Source organism: Dictyobacter sp. Z7_2 (assembly GCF_057551105.1).
The window spans coordinates 3,005,336-3,025,828 of the sequence record NZ_BAAJPE010000001.1 but is presented as its reverse complement, the minus strand read 5'-3'; the positions used below and the strand labels follow the sequence as shown (position 1 = coordinate 3,025,828).

Below are 20,493 nucleotides of genomic sequence, written 5' to 3'. Positions count from 1 at the left end.
CTCTATATCTCTCAAGATAAAGCATTATCAGGCAACAATGAATTTCTTCACAAGAAGATACTTCACACCGGCCATATTCTGTGCTATACTATTGTTGTATCCTAACAATAAGTAAGCAGGCGGGCAGAAACCTGACGAAGTGGAGATAATTATGACGACCTTAGAGACAAATGTAGCACAGCAGGAGATAAATCCGACCAGCTGGCCTTTACAAAGAGTGGGTTTACGCGTTCAAAATCTGGCACGTAGCATCGAATATTACCAGAGCCTGGGTCTCTCCATCGTCAGGGACGAGCGCGATGAGGCAGGCAACGGCAGCGTAGGGCTTGGTGTAGGGACACGTGAAGTGCTTCAGTTGCGCACGCTCCCTGGAGGCAAACCACGCCCACGCCATTCAGCCGGACTCTATCATTTTGCACTTCTGGTGCCGACGGAGGCCGAACTCGGCTCCTTCTTAACACACAGTCTGGACCGCAGCAATAAAATACCACTGGGCGGCGCTTCAGATCATCTGGTGAGCGAGGCACTGTATCTCACTGATCCAGAAGGGAACGGCATCGAGGTCTACTATGACCGTCCACGTACGCAGTGGCCCTATCAAGATGGACAGCTACAGATGGATACGATTCCACTGGATGCGCAGCGTCTAATCAAGCAGTCCACCGGAGCTTTCACCGGCTTCTCCGACAAACTAAGACTGGGTCATATGCATCTCAACGTCGGAGACCTGGAGCAGAGTTATGCTTTCTATCAGCAGATAGGCATGAAGCTTGTCGTCGGGATGGGCAATCAAGCCTACTTTATGTCCTGGGATGGCTACCATCATCACCTTGGCAATAATCTCTGGGCCGGCAGAAACGTCAGCCCTGTGGCCGAGGATAGTTATGGCATCGATTTCTATGAGGTCAAGCGTCCAGAACTGACGCCAGCGACGCTCAAAGATCCCAATGGTATCACGATAGAGCTCATCTAAGCATTTGCAGATGTGCCTATCTTAGATCGAAGAAGCAGAAGATATTTTCCGACGTTCTCTGCGTAGACGTAGTTTCTTCTGCTTCCAGAGCCACCACACGCAAAGGAAGATGAGACCAACGCCCAGGATAACTACGCCTGATTGCTCGATGATGCGCTGCAATTGATCAAATTCAACGGCGATAAAATAGCCGATCAGGCTGTAGGCAGTATTCCAGAGCGAGGCCGCGATCAATTCCCAAAAGAGAAAGTTCCGATAGCGCATATGTGTAATTCCGGCGCTCAGAGCGACAAAAGAGCGGAGATGTCCGACCACGTGGGATAGCAAAATAGCTGGACCGCCGCGTTTCGCCAGCATTCGACGAGCTAACCGCAAACGAACTTCGATCCGTAAGCGACGTCCCCAGGAGCTCTTACCCCATCTTGCCAGCAGTCCTGCCAGAGCATAGCGTCCAAGCAAGTAATCGATATGATAGCCAATCACGGTTCCGGCCGTGGCAAAAAAGATCACCCAGCCAAGATTGAGTGTTCCCTGCCTCGCATAGAATGCTCCCAGTAGAGCCAGCGTTCCTCCCGGCAAAAAGATACCGAGAAAGGCTGTGTTCTCACCCAGTGCTCCAAGGAACACAATCAGGTATCCATAGGTATCGTAGGCCGCTCGCAGCCATACAATCCATGTCTGGATATGAAACATAGAGCCTTTCTCGACTTTCTTTCTGACATACGACGACGACTACTTAGCTCGTGATTCGATCAATTGCACGTTTACATTCATCTGCTGCTGCCCGCGATAGAGCTGAATTGTGACTGTATCGCCCGGCTTTTTACTGGTCAGAGCCTCAGTAAGAGCAGGTGCGTTATCGATTATTTTGTCACCAACTTTGATGATAATGTCACCAACTTTTATACCAGCCTTCGTCGCGGCACCATCAGCCAGCACATTCACAATCAGAGCCCCGTGATCAACAGAAAACTGATTTTGCGTTGCCATGACGCTATCTACGCTGGTCACATTAACACCCAGGGCTGCTCGACCGGTATCAGTAACTTTCCCTTTCTCGATTAGTTGCGGCACAATAAATTGCACACGGTTCGAGGGAATTGCAAAGCCGACTCCATTGGCAGGTTTCTTAAACTCAGGATCAACAGCTGTGGCAGTCGGAATGCCAACGACTTTACCATCCAGATCGATCAAGGCGCCACCACTGTTGCCAGGATTGATAGCCGCATCAGTCTGAACAGTATCACGCAAAGCACCGACACTACGTCCCAGAGCACTCACAATACCGCTGGTGACTGTCTGAGTAATCCCTAATGGATTGCCCACAGCCAGTACTTCCTGTCCCACCTGAAGTTTTGAAGAGTCGCCCAGTTGCGCCACGACCAACTTCGTCTTCGGAGGATTAACCTTTAGAACTGCAAGATCGTCATCGCTCGTGGCGCCTACGACGGTGGCACTCAATAAGGTTCCATCTGAAAGCATCACCTGGATTTGTTGTGCCCCATTCACTACATGGTTATTGGTCACAATATAGCCACGAGCATCAATGACAACGCCTGATCCCAATCCTTTTCCCGTCTGGGTCACAACGTTCACCTGCACAATAGCCGGCCGAACCTTCGCGATAACGGCTTCACGGCGCGTTTCGATACTTTCTCCAGTAAAGGCGGGCTGCGTCAACGACGCGGTCGACGTTCCATTCGCCTGCGATGGACCTATGCCGGCGCCTCTACCTGTACCAAATTGCCAACCAGCAAATAGTCCAACACTAAAGACACTCAGCAGCACCAGCGCCAACAAAAAGATCGCGCCCGTGCGGATGCGCTGCGTCGAACGTCTGGGCGTATCGTATGGAGGCGGGATAGGGGTTGGAGCCATATTAGTTTCTGTACTTTGCATAGGAGCTTCCTCACTTCTTTCTATCAAGGGCATAAAACACATATCTATAACTATGACAAGCAAAAAAACGCTTCTTAAAGGCAGACATGAGATACATACCATATCGGAACTCCAGAGAGGTCAGAAAGCTTCATCGCTTCTTACCTCCCTGGATTACTATGAGCATACGCTATGTACATGAACTGCTACTGTGAACATCCTGAAATGAAACTGAGAAGACAAAATCAACACAATCCAACGTAGCGTCGTGCCCTCGGGCACGATGTCCCAGTAGCTCGTACGAAACAGCACGATCTCGTCGAGCCACACTGGCCTGCCTGATCATACGTCAAGTGGAACATAGTGCCCGAGGGCACGACGCTACGTCGGGTTGCGCTGATCCCTGACAGAGTCCTATGTTCGCAGTAAGAGTCAGTTCAAGAAGGGAGCCGTAAAGTAAGCGCATTTTCAGGCAAGAGGAAGCCAGATGCGAAATGTACTGCCCTGACCAGGGATGCTTTCAACAGTAATTCGACCATGGAGTTGGATCACTAACGTGTGTGCTATCGAAAGCCCCAGACCGGTTCCCTGACGCATGCGTGCACGGTCGGCTCGATAGAAGCGCTCAAAGATATGTGGCTGGTCAACTGGATCGATACCCATGCCAGTATCACGTATCTGCAAAACCGCCTCCCTCTCTTTGCTTTCGAGAGAAACGGTCACACGTCCTTCCCCTTTCTCCATTATACTGGTCGGCGTATATTTAATTGCATTATCGAGTAGAATGAGCATAATGCGACGTAACGTCTCTTCATCGCCGTGTACTCTGATCGGCTCGATGTGGCCAACATCAATGTGTACAGTGGTATCTTCACTTGCCAGTCGGCCACGCAACTGACGTACGAGTTGCAACACGATGCGATCCAGTTCTACAATTGATGAGGAGCTATGTTCAGCCAGTTGAGAGGATGTGGTCTGTGAAGAAGAAGTATCAATATTGGCATCGGCACGCGCCAGTAGTAGCAACTGCTCCACCAGTTCGGCCAGACGTAGCGTCTCTTCATAGGCATCGGAAAGCATTGTATGCTGCTCCGACGGCGATAGTTCATCGATATGGCGCTGCAAGAAGGCTAGATTCCCCTGGATGGTCGTCAGAGGCGCACGCAGCTCATGTGAGGCGTCAGCGACAAAGCGCTGCTGCCCATAAGCGGCGTGCTCAAGATCGGAGAGCATCGTATTCAAAGTATCAATCACTTGAGCCATCTCATCCTGTCCCTGAGGTCGTCGAATGCGTTGATGCAGGTTGCCGATGCGTGTACCACGCGCCGTTGTCGCTGCGATTGAGCGTGCTGTCCGAGCCATTTCAGAGAGAGGTGATAAGACGCGAGCCGCTATCGCCCAGCCGCCAATCAGAGTCCCGGCAAAGGTTGCCAACCCCACAAACACCAGTAACGTCTGAAAGAGAAACAGTGTTTGCTGGATTTCGCCACGCGACTTTGCGACCAATAACATACCAATGACTGGATCTGTAGCGTCAGCTTGCTGCGAGGAGAGGACAGGAGTCATCACAGGAGTCATCAATTGAGCCCCTATATGAGTAGTTGAGCGGACCATCCTGGCTTCAGTAGAGAGTTGGGGGCGAACAGGTACTGCCTCTACCTGTACCTCTCCTCCATCGACAGCGGCCTGGTATTGGATCGAGTTACCCGATAAAACTTTCTGCGCGTTGGCAACAGTGATCGGAATATGCGTGCGACTATTGTCATCCGAATCGTAAAGCATCGTGCCTTGCTGATTGATAACCTCGACCACAACGCCCGGCTCTTGATAAGCATCGAGCGTCTCCAGATGCACTTGAGCAGGCCAATAGGGAGAGCTGGATAAGAGTTCAGCATTGACTTGTGACTCGGCCACGCGCACTTCTCCATGCACCTGACTGGTGATACTTTGATTAAGCGCATCTGTGACAAGAAAGAGGACCAGCACTGCAAAAAAGAGCAAGGCACTGGCTACGAGCAGACCATACCAGAAAACCAGCCGCAAGCGTAAAGAACGTGGCTTTCTCTGCTCTGTAGGAAGAGATTGCTCGCTAGTTTGCAACGCACGAGGTTCATTCTTTAAAAACATAGCCAACCCCGCGTACGGTATGGATCAAGCGAGTATCGCCATTCGCCTCTAATTTCCCACGCAGATAGCCAACATAGACCTCCATCACGTTCGATGATCCTTCAAAGTCCATACCCCAGACGCGGTCCAGGATGATGTCACGCGTGAGCACCTGACGAGGCCGACGAAGAAAGAGAACCAGGAGTTCATATTCTGTTGGCGAAAGTTCAATCTCGCGCCCCTTGCGATGAGCGATACGCGTCCCCGTATCCAACTCAACGTCCGCATAGCGCAACACCTCCTGACGCTCCACCAGGTTTCTGCGCAGCAGCGCTTTGACGCGAGCCACCAACTCTTCAGGCGCAAAGGGTTTGACCAGATAATCATCTGCCCCCGTCTCCAAGCCCGCCACACGGTCTGAGATCGCATCACGGGCAGTCAGCATCAGGATAGGGACGTTATCGCCGGCAGCGCGCAGTCGCCGCGCCACCTCTAAGCCATCGATCCCCGGCAGCATAACATCAAGAATGACCAGATCTGGAGCACGCTCCAGCGTACTGGTCAAAGCAGCCTTGCCTGTAGCAGCCACGGCAACGCTATATCCTTCGTAGGCCAGGACACGCCGGAGCAGATCTGTAATGCGTGGATCATCATCCACAACCAGAAGATGTGCTTTCATGTTTAGCTTCTTTCCTCTCCTGAACATAAAGTGTTTGCAGATCTGCTGGTACACAACGTCCCAGACCACTTCGACCAGGACAACTTATTCGCTAAGAGAATTATATCATCCCACGCGGCTAACGCTCTCAACAGTCACCGCCGCTCTTTCCTGGAGTTGCCTCATGATCGACTCACGATTGACCACTCCCACCAACCGTTGATCCTCAACCACAGGAATATCTTGAATATCTTGCGCCACAATCATATCCAGAATCTCAGAAAACTGTTGATCGGCTGTAGCAACATACAGTTTTTCGGGCAGACGCATTACATAGCCAACAGGAGTCACCGCCCAGGCATCGCGCTCGACGCGTCCAATATCTGTCAGCGAGAGCGCACCAGCGAAGAAATCTCCCTGTACGACCATCACAGAATACAGGCTCCTGGGAATAAAGAACGTGTCGAACGCCTTCTGGATCGAGATATTCGCCGGTATGACTATAGGATGTGCATCCATCACCTCTGCGACACGCAGTCCTGAGATTGTCGATTGCAAAGCATTGCGCATCCGCGCCGTCCGAGCTGCATCGATCAAAAACCAGCCGATAAAGCCGATCCAGATCCCATTAAAGATATTTCCGGTGAAGAGGCTGAAAGCACCTACGATCATCAGAAGATATCCAAAGCCCTGGCCCACGAAGGTAGCAATATTCATCGAGCGGGAACGATTGCCTGTCCATTTCCAGATGATAGCTTGCAGGACACGTCCTCCATCAAGTGGAAATGCCGGAATGAGATTGAAGCCGCCCACCAGCAGATTCGTGATCGCCAGATAATCCAGCACAGCCTCGGCAGCAGTATCACTGCCCTGTAAGGGTAATGCCATTAAAACGGCCAGACCAGCCAGCAGAAAACTTGTCAGCGGACCCACTAACGCGATCCGTAGCTCGACCCCTGGACGCCTCATCTCCTGCTCGACATCTGCCATGCCACCAAAGACAAAGAGAGTAATCCCTTTCACCTTTTGTCCATAGAAGCTTGCCACCCATGCGTGAGCAAGCTCGTGCAGGAGAATACAGAGCGAGAAAAGTAAAGTGGCGGCAAGTGCGACCATCCAATAAGCCAGCGACGACCAACCGGCAAAAGACTGGGGAAACCAGCTCGTGGCCAGAGACCACGTCAACAGGACGAGAATAATAAACCAGCTAAATTGGGCGAACACATTGATGCCCAGGATTTTTCCAAGTCGAAATGAGCCAACCATACAAATGCTCCTTTCTGCATCGGCATGAAACACATATCTCTATGCAATCAGCAAAGAATTAAAAGATTGTCCCTACAACGCTCTCCTCATATTCAAAGCATACAGCCCCCATATGAGTTAGCACTGTGAAGAAACTGAGATGAAACTAAGTGTTTCAGCGTTTCCAAAAAGGAGCACTCACGCAGGCAGTGAACTCCCCATTGAAGGGGAGCCACCTACGACGCAATCTGGCTATGATGCTCCACCTGACGAGCGCGCAAGCGTAACCAGACATCAGCAATCAGGACAATACCTAAGGCAACAGCAGGTACAACGATCGCTGTCCATGAATAATCATCCAGAATAGCGCCCAGACGCAGATCGTGTAACATCATAGAAGCACCAGTCCAGGCCAGCACCAGAGCAGCGATATCCAGCAGCCAGGGAATCCATTTAATCAGCTCGGCCACCAGAGCACTCCCCACCAGCAAAATGATAATACTCAACAGGATACCGATCGCCAGCACCAGCAAATTTCCATGGGAAAGCGCCCCAACCGCCAGAACATTATCCAGACTCATCGTCACATCGGCCACCAGGATCGTCAGGAGCGCCGGAAAGAAGCCATTTGCAGCTGCGGGGACAAGAGGCAGCTTGACATGTCCAGAGGCTGAGACAGTATCCTGTCCTTCAACCGCAGGAGCTTCTTTGTGCTGCCGATCAGCCAGCAGGCGGATCGCAATGACCAAAAGAATGACACCTCCAATCGCCTGTATCCAGGCGAGTTGCAGTAAGAAGGAGGCAATAAACGCAAACAGGATACGTAAAACAACAGCGCCAGCGCCTCCCCAGAAGATAGCCAACCAGCGTTGCCTTCGCGGCAGTTTGGCGGCCGCCGCGCCAATCACAAGAGCGTTATCCCCGCTCAAGACAAAATCTACTAAGAGGATACCCGCAATCGCGCTCAAGATTTCTATCACAATACTTCTCCATTTTTTTCACATCTATAGATGGCCCACAATACTTATTATCAGAATGTTTATCTTTCCTGACTAAGTATAGTGGGCCTCTATGAGCTAATCCTATGAGAAAGCTTAAATAGAACTGAGAACGTTCAACCGCGCAGGACGACAGAAGATGAGGAAAGTCCCCAGGCTGGCCAGGCCAAACGCGGCAATGGCGAGCGCCATCGGCACAGCGCTCGTGTTGCCACCCAGGCCAACAAGTGGAGCAACGATCGCTCCGATCACAAGCTGCAACACGCCAAGCAGGCCTGAGGCACTTCCGGCGACGCGTGTAGTAGCGAGTGCCAGCGTGGTCGCGTTCGGCATGATCAGACCAAGGCTGGATACGAGCAGGAAGAAGGAGGGCAACAGGCCAATGAGACCGATCCCGGTGAGGACCGAAGCAAGCACACCCAGACCACCAAGGACAAGAATCCAATAGCCCCAGTTCAGAAGTGTCCGCGGCGAAAGCCGATCAATAAGCCGGGTATTAATCTGCGCCGCAATCACAATCCCCAGCCCATTTATCCCGTAGAGGATACCCAGCAGTTGAGATGAGACTCCATAGATCCCCTGGAGAATAAATGGCGAGATGGAGATATACACAATGGTGGCCGTAAAAGCAAAACCACAGGAAAGCGCATACCCCATGAAACGACGATCTATCAGCAACTCACGAAAATCCGAAAATGTGACAGAGATCCCCCCACGCCGTCGACGTGAAACGTCTAGCGTCTCGCCGAGTCCGAATACAGTAACGATAAACAAGAAAGTCCCATAAAGAGTCAGCGTGATAAAAAGGCCATGCCAGGAGGTAAATCTGAGCACCTGTCCTCCAAGCATCGGTGCAAGCATAGGAGTGATGCCATTGATCTGCATCAGTAGCGAGAAGAAACGCACGCGCAAGCTACCAACATAGAGATCGCTGGCAATCGCGAGAGCAATCGCAATGCCAACTGACCCGACAAAGCCCTGCACAAAACGCAGCAAGATGAGCATGATAATTGAAGGCGTAATGTTACAAAGTAGAGCGGTAAGAGCGTAGCTGGCGACTCCAACCAACAAAGGCCGACGTCGTCCCAGCGCATCGCTGATAGGCCCAACGATGACCTGTCCCAACGCCAGACCGAGAATGAAAGCGCTCAAAGTCATCTGTGCCTGCGATGTGCTAGCATGCAGATCATGACTGAGCGAAGGAAGAGCTGGCACATACATATCAGTCGCCAGCGCCCCAAGCGCTCCAAATCCACCTAGGACAAGCACATGAAACACGCGAATCCGGGTCAACGTCGTATGCACCTCAGAGCCCTCAACCGGCAGGCCGCCAGGATACCTCTTTTCACTCTGCTGCACCGACGAAGTATTATTGCTTGACATGATAATCTCCACAAATCATGAAATGGCACACTTATTATTTATCTGATTGAAACGGGAATGGAAAAACACGCTCTGGCTCGACAACAACGACAACTCTCTGCTCCCCTGGTCGCAAATTAGCCGTCGCATCCTGGCCCAGATACTTTTGAGAGAGTGCATTGATGACATCATAATTGAGATCTTCATCAATACGTGCGACCTTGCCTCGAATCTCAAGTGAGCGATAAGGGTTGGTGATGTCAGTGATGGCAAACGCGATACGAGGCTCGCGTACGAGATTACGATACTTCTGACGTACTTTATCCATGCTGAAGTAAAGATATGTTCCATCCCACCTAAACAATACAGGACTTACATGTGGCTCTCCTTTTGGACCAACAGTCGCCACATATGCCATAGCTTTCGATTGCAATATATCTTGATAGTCTTCCGGGATAAGTGACATAATATTCGATTTCCTTTCATTATTAACTTATAAATGTTATAAGTTAATTGATGCTCTTAAATTTTTACGCTTGCCAGGAGTATACTTGATCTGCTATAATGAACGCAAATCATATTTATCATAAGCTTATGAGGAATCTGCATATGAACTTTACACAGCTCCAAAGCTTTGTAGCGTTAGCCGACACGGGCAGTTTCACGGAAGCGGCCTACAGCATCAACCTGACACAATCGGCGGTCAGCCATGCCCTGGCAGCCCTTGAAAGCGAACTGGGTATCACCCTGATTGAACGCAACCGCAAAGGCATGGTGGCTCTCACCAGCGTCGGACAAACGATCATACCGCATGTGCGCTCGCTGCTGGCATCAGCTTCAAGCATCGAACAAGAAGCCAGAGCCGCACATGGAGAAGTTATGGGAAAGCTGCGTCTGGGAAGTATCAGATCCATCATCTCGCCCGGATTACTGGCTAGCGTCTTAAACTGCTTTCGCACTTCATATCCCGACATAGAGGTGGTGCTGTTTGAAGGGGCGATGCATGAGGTAGGCGATTGGATCGAAAAAAGCGTCATCGATGTTGGATTCGTAATCCTCCCCACACATTGCATCGAGGATACACCGATCACAACCGACGAGATGTGCGTTCTCGTCTCAGCCAAACATCCTTTACATACCAGAAAGGCAATAGCGCCCAAAGAGCTACGCGCTGAAGACTTTGTGATGGAAAAAACTGAATGTGCACTGGCACTCATGCAGAAAGCGGGGATGGAGTTGGGGAGAACCGGACCACATATTCGCTATCAAGCCAGCGATAGCGCCACTATTCTTGCGATGGTCCGCGAGGGGCTCGGTATCACACTCTTTCCACGTCAGATGCTTCCCAAAAAGCTTGACGGAGTCATCGCGCTACCACTTGATCCGCCAAAGCCGTTGCAGATCGGACTTGCAGTCAAATCCCAAACGACGGCCTCTCCGGGAGCAAAATTGTTTATCCAAACGGCATTGTCCTGGACACAGGAACAAGCCATATTGAATGTTGTTTGAAAATACTACTATCCTTTTGTAAATTTGTGTTCTTTACTATTGGCTATCTTTTTCTTCTTTGCCAGGTACCTGGGTATCCTGGATCTTATAAGGGCTACCTATCTCCTTCAGCTCTTTTTCAAGATGGGGGTTTAAAATGACTTTATCAATATAATCTGACTGGCCCTCATCTTTTTTCTTCTTATCATCGTCTACCACTACCACACCTCCTTCATCATAAAGCTTTGAGTACCCCAACAAGTTCCTCGATAAATGTATCCACACAATTCCATTCAGGCAACGGGATCAGGCGAAACGGAGTGGATTGATAGCATTTATGCGCTCCGTAAGCTCCTAAAACAAAATGCTGAGCCAGAAGACGTCGCTCCTCACACGCCAACTCAGAAAAATGTACAATCAACTTTTCATACAGGTCGTCGATTAACAGAAAGGAACGCGGTGATACTGCCAGTTGAGACGCAATAAGCCTCAATTTCGCTCGTGGATCCTCACAAAACCTGATGTTTTCCTGCATCGGAAACCGATAACGCTGCAACCATGTTCTTGTTGCTTGTTGCAAGTCATGATCCCAACGCTCAGTACTTCCTTTACGTGCTGTACAATAACCAATATCAACGTGATCCTGATACCGCGCAAGTTTCAAAGCGAAACAGCGAAGCCCAAACATGCCAGATACCATATAGAGTATATGTATCCCTACTACATCTATCACATCCTACACAGTATAAATTTAACCGAAAGCAACGTGTTTGTCAATACAAATATCCATGGTAATTCTGTTTTCCCACTTCTTATTCACTTGAGATTTTTTGGTCTCATTGGTATACTATGTTCGGCAACTCTGTCTGGTATCGAACGGTCTTTCAATCGACCACGTCCAAAAAGAAAGCAACGCATGAAACAGAGCACTCAGATAACAGGTACGATTCACAGTGGGATACTCGCCGTTCAAGCTGATGATCAACCTGCCATGACGATAACAGTTGGCTCTCCTGACTGGTTTAGCTGGTTGGATAGTGCTACTTCCTTTATCTTCTATGGTGAGGAGGGACATTTTACGGCGCATAAGACTCGTGCAGGTAACCAGCGCGGGAATGCTTATTGGCGAGCCACACGACGTGTCCAGGGAAAGCTCTACAGCGTCTATCTCGGATCATCTACAAAGCTCTCGCTCCAATCATTGCATAACGCCGCCCACGAACTGATGATACGGTCACATGAAACAACCTCATCATCTACAGAGACAGCAGCATCCAGCAACACAGATTCACCCACTGACCTTTTGTTGGCAACTAAATTTCACATTCCACGCCTGCCAGTACAACATATCAAGCGGCCACACCTGCTTACGTTACTGGAGCAAGGTGTCAGGATGCCTCTCACGCTGATTACGGCACCCGCAGGCTCCGGCAAGACAACACTACTGGCGGAATGGGCCATCACAACCTCTTTACCGGTTAGATGGCTCTCGCTTGAGGCTTCTGAGAACGATCCTACCCGCTTCCTCTCCTACCTCATAGCCACGCTTACGCCACCAGGGGAGCGTTCTGAAAATATCGAACAGGATTATCAGCCAACAAACCCTCAGGACTGGGAACCAATCTTGATTCGCGTGATCAACGCCATCACACACCAGTTCAAACAAGACACTATCTTGCTACTGGATGATTATCAGCTTCTCACCTCAGAAACTATCCATACTATCATGCGCTTCCTACTCGAACACTTACCAGCCAGACTGCATATTATTGTCGGAACGCGTACGAGTCCGCCATGGGCATTGGCGCGTCTGCGTGCCCACAATCAGATCTGCGAGTTAGGCATCAAAGATCTGGACTTCTCCTTTTCCGAAACAGCTGCGTTCGCACATAACATGGAACTGACACTCTCAGACGAAGCGACGCATTTGCTAGCAACCTCTACGGAAGGATGGATTGCGGGTATTCAGCTACTCACGCTGGCGCTACGCGGACATGAGGATGCGGCTCGTTTTCTAAGACAATCTGGTCCAATACATCATTTCCTGCGCGAATACATAGAAGAAGAGATTCTGGGACAACAGCCAGCAGAGATACAACGTTTTCTGCTGCATACCAGTCTGTTAGAACGGCTCTGCGCACCACTATGCGACGCGCTCCTCGGGACGACTGATGCCAAAAAGCAGTTGATCGAGCTACGGAAAGCCAATCTCTTTATCAGCGCCCTCGACGAAGCAGGTACATGGTATCGCTATCATCCTCTCTTCGCCGAAGCATTGTCAAACCAGTTACGAGAGCGAGAGTCTGAGCACATAGCAGAACTATATCGTCGAGCCAGTAGCTGGTATGAAGCACAACAATGGGATGAAGAAGCCTGCAACTACGCCTTTCTCGCCGATGATCAACCACATGCAGCGACTCTGGTAGAGAAGCTTCTGCCAGGTTTAATCGCCCAGGGGAAACTGATACTCCTGGGTACATGGTTTAAACAGCTCTCGCCTGAGATAATTATGACCTCTCCCACACTATTTATCACTTCAAGTATCTTAAAACTACAACACAATGGCATTTCAACCAATTCTGAACAGGTTATACAATCACTTTTCGAGCAGATCAATCAACAAGCCGACATGCATACTCAAAACACCGCATCATTCTGGGCTGAACTGCAACAAGGTCAGGTGCTCTTGCAGGCCATGGTAGCCATGAACCAGGGTGATATGGCACGCGTTATCTCTCTCATCAGCGCAGCAGCACCCACAAGCCCAGAAAAGGCAAGCGATTTAAGCAATATAATCACCGTGATCCAGAGAATCATGCTTGGAAATGCATATAGCGCGAGCGGAAAAATGGATGTCGCAGAACAAATTCTCCAGCAATCTATTCTGCCAGAGAAGAGTAATTCCTCATCGCTCATGAATCTTGCCCGATTGCCTAGCCTGATCAACCTGTATGAAGCGCAGGGGAGACTGCAAGAGCTAGGAAAGTATATTAAAACGCTGCTACAAGCACCAACGTCTCATCCCGATCATCCAATTCAACCAACCGTGTTCACGATGATGAACGAACGCTATGCAGAACTACTCTATGAGTGGAACCGACTTCCTGAAGCAGAGTTTTATGCGCAACAGGCATTCGAGCACAATCAAGCTCTAGATTACCCTATCCCCCTGATATCACTGTCAAGCCTGGAACTACAAGTACGTGTGGCTCTGGCACATAACGACAACGAGCAGGTTCAACAACTGCTCTCACACAATGAGTTCAAATTGGCACGCGATAAATATCTGCCTGAGCAGGGGACAAAACTCCTTGGGATCATCCTCGCACGCATTGCCCTCATCAGCGGACAACCAGAACTCGGCATATATGAGAAGGCCATCGCAGGAATACATTTCGATGATCAGATCACGCTTCATCTTATGAGCAACGACTACGCTGCTTATATCACGCTGGCACGTGGACTGGCTGCTCGCACACGTACACAACATCCGGTTCCCTGGTTAACACAAGAGCTTATCCTACTTCAGCAATTGGAAAGCATCACAACAGCCATGGGTTGTGATGGATGGCTCCTAGAGATCCAGATACTCACAGCCCTGGCGTTACACGCCCAGGGCAAGATCAAGCGTGCCCTGATGACACTAGGGCCAGCGCTTGCTCGGGCGGAGGTGGAAGGTTATATCCGCCTCTTTGCCGATGAAGGGGAGCCAATGGCTTCCTTATTAACTCAGATTGATGCGTATACAACGGCATCATCAGGTTATATTCAACGTATCCAGGCGGCCATCCGGCCCTCGCATGCTACAGCTAACACCTCATCCAGAACTGTATCAGGCGCTACGCTCCCCGAAGCTTTGAGCCCTCGCGAACAAGAAGTGCTGGCCCTCCTTGCACAAGGGCTCACCAATCAGCAGATAGCGGAGCAACTGGTTATCAGCCTGAATACCGCCAAGCGTCATACCAAACACCTTCTTGCAAAACTGACGGTCACCAATCGTACACAGGCAGTAATACGCGCACGCGAACTACATCTACTCTAACCTCACCGGTCAATAAATACCCCTCAGCAATGCTCCTTTGTGGGTAAGACTATTTCATCCACTCGCGATAGACTTACTGCTAACAGAGCCTTACTGTTACATCTTTTTTAATTCTATGATCACAAAAACAAGAGGAGTATATATTAATGTCCAATACATTACAGACCGATGTTTTAATCGTTGGCGCGGGGCCAGTGGGCCTGACATTAGCTCTGGAGCTTGCTCGTCGCGGCATCTCCTTTCACATCATTGATCAGGCTCAAAAATATGCCATAGGAACACGCGCACGCGGAATCAGTGCACGGACGCAAGAAGTATTCGAAGATTTAAACGTTCTAGAACCCTTCTCAGCTTATATTGAGACCTCTCAACCCACACGTTTCTACGATCATAACCAGTTAGTAAGTGAGGTAGCCCGTCAGATTGTACACCCAACTCCCGCCAAACCATATCCAGGTAACGTGCTCGTCAGCCAGCAGCATATCGAAACGATCTTGCGCGAGCGGCTGGCACACGATGGACACCATGTGGAATTGGATTGCCCCCTGATCGGTTTTACACAATCCTCGGAGCAGGTCATAGCCTCAGTGCAACGAGCAGGTAAAAAAGAAGAGATACAAGCACGCTACCTGATCGGTTGCGATGGTGGTAACAGTATTGTGCGTAAAACAGCAAAGATCTCGTTTCAGGGCGAGACCAGAGAAGAGATCACCATGTTGTTCGGCAACTTGAACGTAAGTGGAGTAGATCCCAACTTCGTACACTTCTGGGCACAGCCAGGGAGCGGCCCAGTTTCACTCAGTGCCATGCCTCTGAGCAACACCTGGTTTTTCACCGCGCCCATCGAACCAGATGAACATGGCAAGCTACCTGATCCAACCATGGAGACTTTTCAGCGCGTCTTCGCAGAACGCGTAGGAAATCCTGACATTCATTTCTCCGACCCTATCTACCTATCCATCTATCGACTAAACGTACGCATGGTCAACAGCTATCGCGCTGGTCGGATCTTCCTGGCTGGCGATGCCGCCCATGTCCATGCGCCCGCTGGGGGTCAGGGCATGAATACGGGTATTCAGGACGCGCATAATCTTGGCTGGAAGCTCGCGTACGTACTCGCCGGAGGTACAGATACTCTCCTTGATACCTATCAGGAGGAGCGTCTCCCCGTTGCCCAACAGGTACTCAATTCCAGCACGGCCCGCATTCAATCCTGGACGGAAACCGATGCTGCTAACAAATCATCTGGGATTCAGAATATGAGCAAGGCGATGCAGGGAAGTGATCCGTTCAGTGATACCACCCAGCTAAGCGTCAACTATCGCGGAAGCAGCCTGGCGCGAGATCTAGACGAGACAACGGGCATCCGTGCTGGTGATCGCGCCCCTGACGCCCCCTTGCTGCTCAAAGAGAACAAAGAAGCAGTTCGACTCTTCGAACTGCTACGAGGCACACATTTCACACTGCTCTCTTTTGGCAATCAGGACCTGCCCACTCTGCCCGCTGCGTACCAGAGTCAGATACACAGTTACAGAGTCATACAGACAAACGAAAACTCATCTGATGAGCACACCTTGATCGATAGCGCAAGCTATGCCCATAACGCCTACGGCATCACTGGAGACGCCATCATCCTCATCCGCCCGGACGGATACATTGGCCTCACGGGTAGCCATGCCGACGCAAAAGCAATTCTCGATTACCTGCGAGACATGGTCTTGCCTGTAACTCAAGACGCCATCAAAACAAAGTAACATCGTACGCTGAGCACACAATATTGTTCAAAGAAGGAAACGTTTCCTCCAAAGAGCTTAAGCCAGCAGACGTAGCGGCGCGGCTCCGCCGTGCTGTCAGTGGCTCGTATGATTCGGCCAAGAGGCTGTCTCTCAATGGACCCCCTGGGGAAACGTGATCATACGAGTCATAGACAGCACGGCGGAGCCGCGCCGCTACGTCGGTGAGCGTTGACACTATTAGATTTCTGGAACAGACAGAACGGCTCCTGTATGCGCCGATGTCACCAGAGATGCATAGCGACGCAGCCACGAGCTCTTGACACGTCCTTTCACATGGACCACCTTGCTCAGACGCTCCTCAATCTGTTCGGGAGTCAGTTGGACCTCCAGACGGCGCTCACCCAGATCAAGATGGATCATATCACCCTCATTGAGGGCTGCGATGGGACCATTCGCTGCCGCTTCCGGTGAGACGTGACCGATACAGGCTCCACGTGTGCCACCCGAGAAGCGACCATCGGTGATCAAAGCAACCTTATCGCCCAATCCCATCCCCATAATATTCGCCGTTGGAGCCAGCATCTCCTGCATACCGGGGCCACCACGCGGACCCTCGTAGCGGATCACGACGACGTCGCCGGCTTTGACATGACCGTTGAGAATACCAGCGCAGGCTTCCTCCTGTGAGTTGTAGATGCGAGCAGGACCAGTATGCTTCATCATCTCAGGAGCGACGGCCGCGACTTTCACAACCGCGCCTTCGGGGGCCAGATTGCCAAACAGGACTGCCAATCCGCCGCGCTCGTTGTAGGGATTCTCAAGCGAGTGGATAACTTCGGGATCTTTAATTTCGGCGTCAGCGATATTCTCTCCAAGCGTCTTGAGAGTCACCGTAGGACGATCCATATTGATCGTGCCTTCTTTCCTCGATAGCTCTTTGAGGATAGCTCCGATACCGCCAGCGCGATCCACATCCTCCATATGCCACGATCCAGCGGGACTGACCTTACACAGATGCGGTGTCCGCTCGGCGACACGATTGATCCGCTCAAGCGAATACTCAACACCGCCCTCATTGGACAGAGCCAGCGTATGCAGGACCGTATTGGTAGATCCACCCATAGCCATATCCAGAGCGAAGGCATTATCGATACTCTCCTGATTCACGATCTTGCGCGGCGTCAGATCTGCTTTAATCAGTTCGAGAATCTGACGACCAGCCTGTCGTGCCAGTTCAACACGTCCCTCACTATTCGCCAGCCTGGAGCCATTGCCTGGCAGAGCCAATCCCATCGCCTCCATCAGGCAGTTCATCGAGTTGGCAGTGAACATGCCGGAGCACGAGCCACAGGAAGGACAGCTCTTCTGTTCCAGTTCAAGCAACTGCTCGTCAGTAATCTTGCCCGCCTGATAGGCTCCGACACCCTCAAAAATACGAATCAGGTCAGAGCTACTCCCATCAGATAGCTTCCCGGCCGCCATAGGACCACCACTCACAAAAATAGTTGGGATGTCCAGACGCATCGCAGCCATCAGCATACCGGGAACAATCTTATCGCAGTTCGGGATACAAACCATACCATCAAAGCGATGAGCCTCAATCATAGTCTCGACACAATCAGCGATCAGCTCACGACTCGGAAGAGAATACTTCATCCCGATATGGCCCATAGCAATGCCATCATCAACACCAATCGTATTGAACTCAAACGGGACACCACCAGCAGCCCGAATAGCCTCCTTCACCAGCTTCCCAAAAGCCTGCAAATGCACATGTCCTGGCACCACATCCACATAGGAATTACAGACTGCGATAAAGGGCTTATTGAAATCATTCTCACCGACAACACCGGTTGCACGCAACAAACCACGGTGAGGAGCACGCTCGAAGCCGAGCTTAATCTGATCTGAACGCATTGCGCCTCCTTGACGCCAGCAGAAAGGAACGCATCCTGCCCAACGTCGACCTGACAAAAGATATAGAAGATAAATATATACGGCGAGGATCTTTTTGAGGAAAAAACATGGCGTGACGATTGCTTTTAATAGCATCTTATTTGAGGATAATCTGTCTCACAAGCTTCATAACCATATGTGCTCCTCAAAAAGATCCCTACAAGACTCAAGTATAGCACAGGCGTGCATCTATCCAAGTGGAGATAATTCCACCTGGACAAGCTTGTCCTTGCTGAGCTTTCTCGCATCCTTTAACTATAACAAAGGCAGTCTTCATTCAGAAAAGGCCACACAACAAGACGTTCCTGTTTAGAGAGCCAGACTTTGCGGTCGACCCCAGCTAACAATACCACGGACACGAAAAGTGACCAAGCCATCTGAATGGGATTTTTGCAAGATATCTGTCGCCTCATGATCAAAGGCATTGGCTCTCTCTAGACCCATTCTATCGCGTGAAAAGCCGCTACGCGCATGATACGACTCAACATACTGCTCAATTGATTGCGTTACAGAAACAAAATCGGTTACGCGTTCACCAAGAGGCAAAAAAAGGTGACGCTGCTCAAGTTCAGACACTATATCGTAGCCCTTAAAATCTCGATTCGTCGTATAGCGATCAATGACCTCATGTAGCTCATTAGCAAAGGGATGAGGCTCTATACCGAGACTCACGATGGCAAGCAAACCATGAGGCGTCAATAGAGAAGCGAAGCGAGGCAAAACCTGATACCAATCCATCCAATGCAGACTCTCGCCCGCCGTAATCAAAGCATAAAGAGGATCTAAAGGGACATCTTCAGCCCGACCCTGTATCCAGCGCAAGCGGGGATCATCTCCATGAGGTAGACCACGAGCATAATCAAGCATCGCCTGAGAAAAATCCACAGCATCAACGCGCCCAACACGCTCCACCAAAGAGCGTGCCAGATAACCAATACCGCAACCAACATCAAGCACATAGCGCGGCTCATCCCGTATCAGGGCCTCCAAAAGATCAAAGGTCGCCGCTGGATAGGATGGACGCAGCGAATAACTCGCAGCCACACTGACATCTTGAAATGCCATCGCGTGCTGCTCGCTTAAATAATCAGGCTTTGACTCCATCAAACAAAATCCTTTTAGCTTTCCGACATCTCGCCCAACTGTTTCAGACGATCTAGCCTTTCCTTCTCCTCAGCTACTAGCCAGCGATCCTGGCTCAACAGAGCATAGGCTTGCGCAAAATATGGGCGACTCTCGGCTATTCGTCCTAAGGCAAATAGACATTCAGCGATTTCCTCGGAGACATACCCTTCCTGTTCCTCATCACTCTGCTCCCATTCTACCAGAAGTTCCTGTTGGAGGGCCAGCGCCTCCGTCGTACGCTGCAAGGAGCGTAAAGTTCGACCCACGCACCAACGAGCAATCCGTATCCTGATCGCTGTACCATGCTCCAGCTGCCATTGGAGGGCTTTCTGGAAATAATCCAGTGCAACCGCATAGTCGCCCTGCTCATGATACATCCAACCTAAATTATTGTACAATGATCCACACCATCCACGCGCCTGCTCGTCAGACGAGGCTTCTGCGTGCTGGAGAGCGATCTGATTCCAGCGTAATTTTTCCTCAAAAGAACTGGCAGCAATCGCCAACATGTGAGCGGCATCAACAGCAAAGAATGCCTCAGCTTCCTGTGTCCGAGCAAGATCCCAGGCTTGCTGAAACCAGATCATTGCCTCACCAGCCTGATCTGAAGAGTTAAAGACCCGTCCTCTCTCCAAAAGATAGCGAATAGTTGGCAGAGCTTGTTCATTCCCTAATTCTTCCTTTACACGATCGAGAGTTATATTTGCCTCCGCAAATTGTCTTTGTAATCCTTGAGCGCGTGCGATCTGCGTGAGCAACTGCAAGTAATACAAGCGATCATGTGTGCTCTCTGCCTGTGGAAGCAGCCGACGAAATGCGGCTTCTGTCTGATCGGGATGTTGATAATCCCATAATGCATCAAAATCGAGTTGTGGCATACATAGTTCTCCGTAACTGCCATTACAGTAACATATCCAGGTCAAAAG

At 50.5% G+C, this 20,493-nt stretch carries 17 protein-coding genes; 4 read left to right on the top strand and 13 right to left on the bottom strand.

What is annotated here, in order from left to right; all coding sequences use genetic code 11:
* Positions 1 to 151: 151 nt before the first annotated feature.
* Entirely contained in the window at positions 152 to 973 is an 822-nt protein-coding gene (locus AC27N8_RS12035) for a VOC family protein (protein WP_487067255.1), read from the top strand.
* A 21-nt stretch (positions 974 to 994) separates the two neighbouring features.
* Here the strand turns inward: AC27N8_RS12035 and AC27N8_RS12030 are convergent, their stop codons facing one another.
* The 8 genes from AC27N8_RS12030 to AC27N8_RS11995 form a co-directional block, all read right to left on the bottom strand.
* On the bottom strand, positions 995 to 1,666 hold the full coding sequence (locus tag AC27N8_RS12030) for a DedA family protein (RefSeq protein ID WP_487067253.1): 672 nt from the start codon (positions 1,664 to 1,666) through the stop codon (positions 995 to 997).
* A gap of 39 nt (positions 1,667 to 1,705) precedes the next feature.
* Complete coding sequence (locus tag AC27N8_RS12025; protein ID WP_487067251.1) at positions 1,706 to 2,872, bottom strand: S1C family serine protease; 1,167 nt, start codon at positions 2,870 to 2,872, stop codon at positions 1,706 to 1,708.
* Between the two features lie 447 nt (positions 2,873 to 3,319).
* The gene (locus AC27N8_RS12020; protein WP_487067249.1) at positions 3,320 to 4,978 is read right to left on the bottom strand and encodes a sensor histidine kinase; all 1,659 of its coding nucleotides are present in this window, start codon (positions 4,976 to 4,978) and stop codon (positions 3,320 to 3,322) included.
* Positions 4,962 to 5,636, bottom strand: coding sequence for a response regulator transcription factor (locus AC27N8_RS12015; RefSeq protein ID WP_487067247.1), 675 nt, complete (start codon positions 5,634 to 5,636; stop codon positions 4,962 to 4,964). The genes AC27N8_RS12020 and AC27N8_RS12015 overlap by 17 nt, the downstream gene beginning before the upstream one ends.
* Positions 5,637 to 5,741: 105 nt before the next feature.
* Positions 5,742 to 6,881 (bottom strand): site-2 protease family protein, encoded by a 1,140-nt coding sequence (locus AC27N8_RS12010; protein WP_487067245.1) that lies wholly within the window; start codon positions 6,879 to 6,881, stop codon positions 5,742 to 5,744.
* A 215-nt stretch (positions 6,882 to 7,096) separates the two neighbouring features.
* A complete protein-coding gene (locus tag AC27N8_RS12005; RefSeq protein ID WP_487067243.1) occupies positions 7,097 to 7,840 on the bottom strand; it encodes a YjbE family putative metal transport protein in 744 nt (247 codons plus the stop codon).
* A gap of 114 nt (positions 7,841 to 7,954) precedes the next feature.
* Positions 7,955 to 9,241, bottom strand: coding sequence for a multidrug effflux MFS transporter (locus tag AC27N8_RS12000; RefSeq protein WP_487067241.1), 1,287 nt, complete (start codon positions 9,239 to 9,241; stop codon positions 7,955 to 7,957).
* A gap of 34 nt (positions 9,242 to 9,275) precedes the next feature.
* Positions 9,276 to 9,686: a PPOX class F420-dependent oxidoreductase gene (locus tag AC27N8_RS11995; RefSeq protein WP_487067239.1), complete on the bottom strand. Its 411-nt coding sequence runs from the start codon at positions 9,684 to 9,686 to the stop codon at positions 9,276 to 9,278.
* Between the two features lie 143 nt (positions 9,687 to 9,829).
* Here AC27N8_RS11995 and AC27N8_RS11990 point away from each other — a divergent pair, with 143 nt between their 5' ends.
* Positions 9,830 to 10,729 carry a LysR family transcriptional regulator gene (locus AC27N8_RS11990; protein WP_487067237.1) on the top strand — a complete coding sequence of 300 codons (900 nt, stop codon included), beginning with the start codon at positions 9,830 to 9,832 and terminating at the stop codon, positions 10,727 to 10,729.
* Positions 10,730 to 10,765: 36 nt separating this feature from the next.
* On the opposite strand, the gene AC27N8_RS11985 is transcribed toward AC27N8_RS11990, so the two are convergent.
* Complete coding sequence (locus AC27N8_RS11985) at positions 10,766 to 10,927, bottom strand: hypothetical protein (protein ID WP_487067235.1); 162 nt, start codon at positions 10,925 to 10,927, stop codon at positions 10,766 to 10,768.
* 16 nt (positions 10,928 to 10,943) lie between these two features.
* Positions 10,944 to 11,396 carry a hypothetical protein gene (locus AC27N8_RS11980; protein WP_487067233.1) on the bottom strand — a complete coding sequence of 151 codons (453 nt, stop codon included), beginning with the start codon at positions 11,394 to 11,396 and terminating at the stop codon, positions 10,944 to 10,946.
* 228 nt (positions 11,397 to 11,624) lie between these two features.
* Here AC27N8_RS11980 and AC27N8_RS11975 point away from each other — a divergent pair, with 228 nt between their 5' ends.
* Positions 11,625 to 14,750 (top strand): winged helix-turn-helix domain-containing protein, encoded by a 3,126-nt coding sequence (locus AC27N8_RS11975; RefSeq protein WP_487067231.1) that lies wholly within the window; start codon positions 11,625 to 11,627, stop codon positions 14,748 to 14,750.
* 146 nt (positions 14,751 to 14,896) lie between these two features.
* On the top strand, positions 14,897 to 16,504 hold the full coding sequence (locus AC27N8_RS11970; RefSeq protein WP_487067229.1) for an FAD-dependent monooxygenase: 1,608 nt from the start codon (positions 14,897 to 14,899) through the stop codon (positions 16,502 to 16,504).
* Between the two features lie 219 nt (positions 16,505 to 16,723).
* Here the strand turns inward: AC27N8_RS11970 and ilvD are convergent, their stop codons facing one another.
* The 3 genes from ilvD to AC27N8_RS11955 form a co-directional block, all read right to left on the bottom strand.
* Positions 16,724 to 18,403 carry a dihydroxy-acid dehydratase gene (ilvD, locus tag AC27N8_RS11965; protein ID WP_487067227.1) on the bottom strand — a complete coding sequence of 560 codons (1,680 nt, stop codon included), beginning with the start codon at positions 18,401 to 18,403 and terminating at the stop codon, positions 16,724 to 16,726.
* 348 nt (positions 18,404 to 18,751) lie between these two features.
* A complete protein-coding gene (locus tag AC27N8_RS11960; RefSeq protein WP_487067225.1) occupies positions 18,752 to 19,546 on the bottom strand; it encodes a class I SAM-dependent methyltransferase in 795 nt (264 codons plus the stop codon).
* Between the two features lie 14 nt (positions 19,547 to 19,560).
* The gene (locus AC27N8_RS11955; RefSeq protein ID WP_487067223.1) at positions 19,561 to 20,445 is read right to left on the bottom strand and encodes a tetratricopeptide repeat protein; all 885 of its coding nucleotides are present in this window, start codon (positions 20,443 to 20,445) and stop codon (positions 19,561 to 19,563) included.
* Positions 20,446 to 20,493 lie beyond the last annotated feature (48 nt).

Coding starts and splice junctions, on each gene's coding strand:
- AC27N8_RS12035 (WP_487067255.1), top strand. CDS start 152: ATGACGACCTTAGAGACAAATGTAGCACAGCAGGAGATAAATCCGACC.
- AC27N8_RS12030 (WP_487067253.1), bottom strand. CDS start 1,666: ATGTTTCATATCCAGACATGGATTGTATGGCTGCGAGCGGCCTACGAT.
- AC27N8_RS12025 (WP_487067251.1), bottom strand. CDS start 2,872: ATGCAAAGTACAGAAACTAATATGGCTCCAACCCCTATCCCGCCTCCA.
- AC27N8_RS12020 (WP_487067249.1), bottom strand. CDS start 4,978: ATGTTTTTAAAGAATGAACCTCGTGCGTTGCAAACTAGCGAGCAATCT.
- AC27N8_RS12015 (WP_487067247.1), bottom strand. CDS start 5,636: ATGAAAGCACATCTTCTGGTTGTGGATGATGATCCACGCATTACAGAT.
- AC27N8_RS12010 (WP_487067245.1), bottom strand. CDS start 6,881: ATGGTTGGCTCATTTCGACTTGGAAAAATCCTGGGCATCAATGTGTTC.
- AC27N8_RS12000 (WP_487067241.1), bottom strand. CDS start 9,241: ATGTCAAGCAATAATACTTCGTCGGTGCAGCAGAGTGAAAAGAGGTAT.
- AC27N8_RS11995 (WP_487067239.1), bottom strand. CDS start 9,686: ATGTCACTTATCCCGGAAGACTATCAAGATATATTGCAATCGAAAGCT.
- AC27N8_RS11990 (WP_487067237.1), top strand. CDS start 9,830: ATGAACTTTACACAGCTCCAAAGCTTTGTAGCGTTAGCCGACACGGGC.
- AC27N8_RS11980 (WP_487067233.1), bottom strand. CDS start 11,396: ATGTTTGGGCTTCGCTGTTTCGCTTTGAAACTTGCGCGGTATCAGGAT.
- AC27N8_RS11975 (WP_487067231.1), top strand. CDS start 11,625: ATGAAACAGAGCACTCAGATAACAGGTACGATTCACAGTGGGATACTC.
- AC27N8_RS11970 (WP_487067229.1), top strand. CDS start 14,897: ATGTCCAATACATTACAGACCGATGTTTTAATCGTTGGCGCGGGGCCA.
- ilvD (WP_487067227.1), bottom strand. CDS start 18,403: ATGCGTTCAGATCAGATTAAGCTCGGCTTCGAGCGTGCTCCTCACCGT.
- AC27N8_RS11960 (WP_487067225.1), bottom strand. CDS start 19,546: ATGGAGTCAAAGCCTGATTATTTAAGCGAGCAGCACGCGATGGCATTT.
- AC27N8_RS11955 (WP_487067223.1), bottom strand. CDS start 20,445: ATGCCACAACTCGATTTTGATGCATTATGGGATTATCAACATCCCGAT.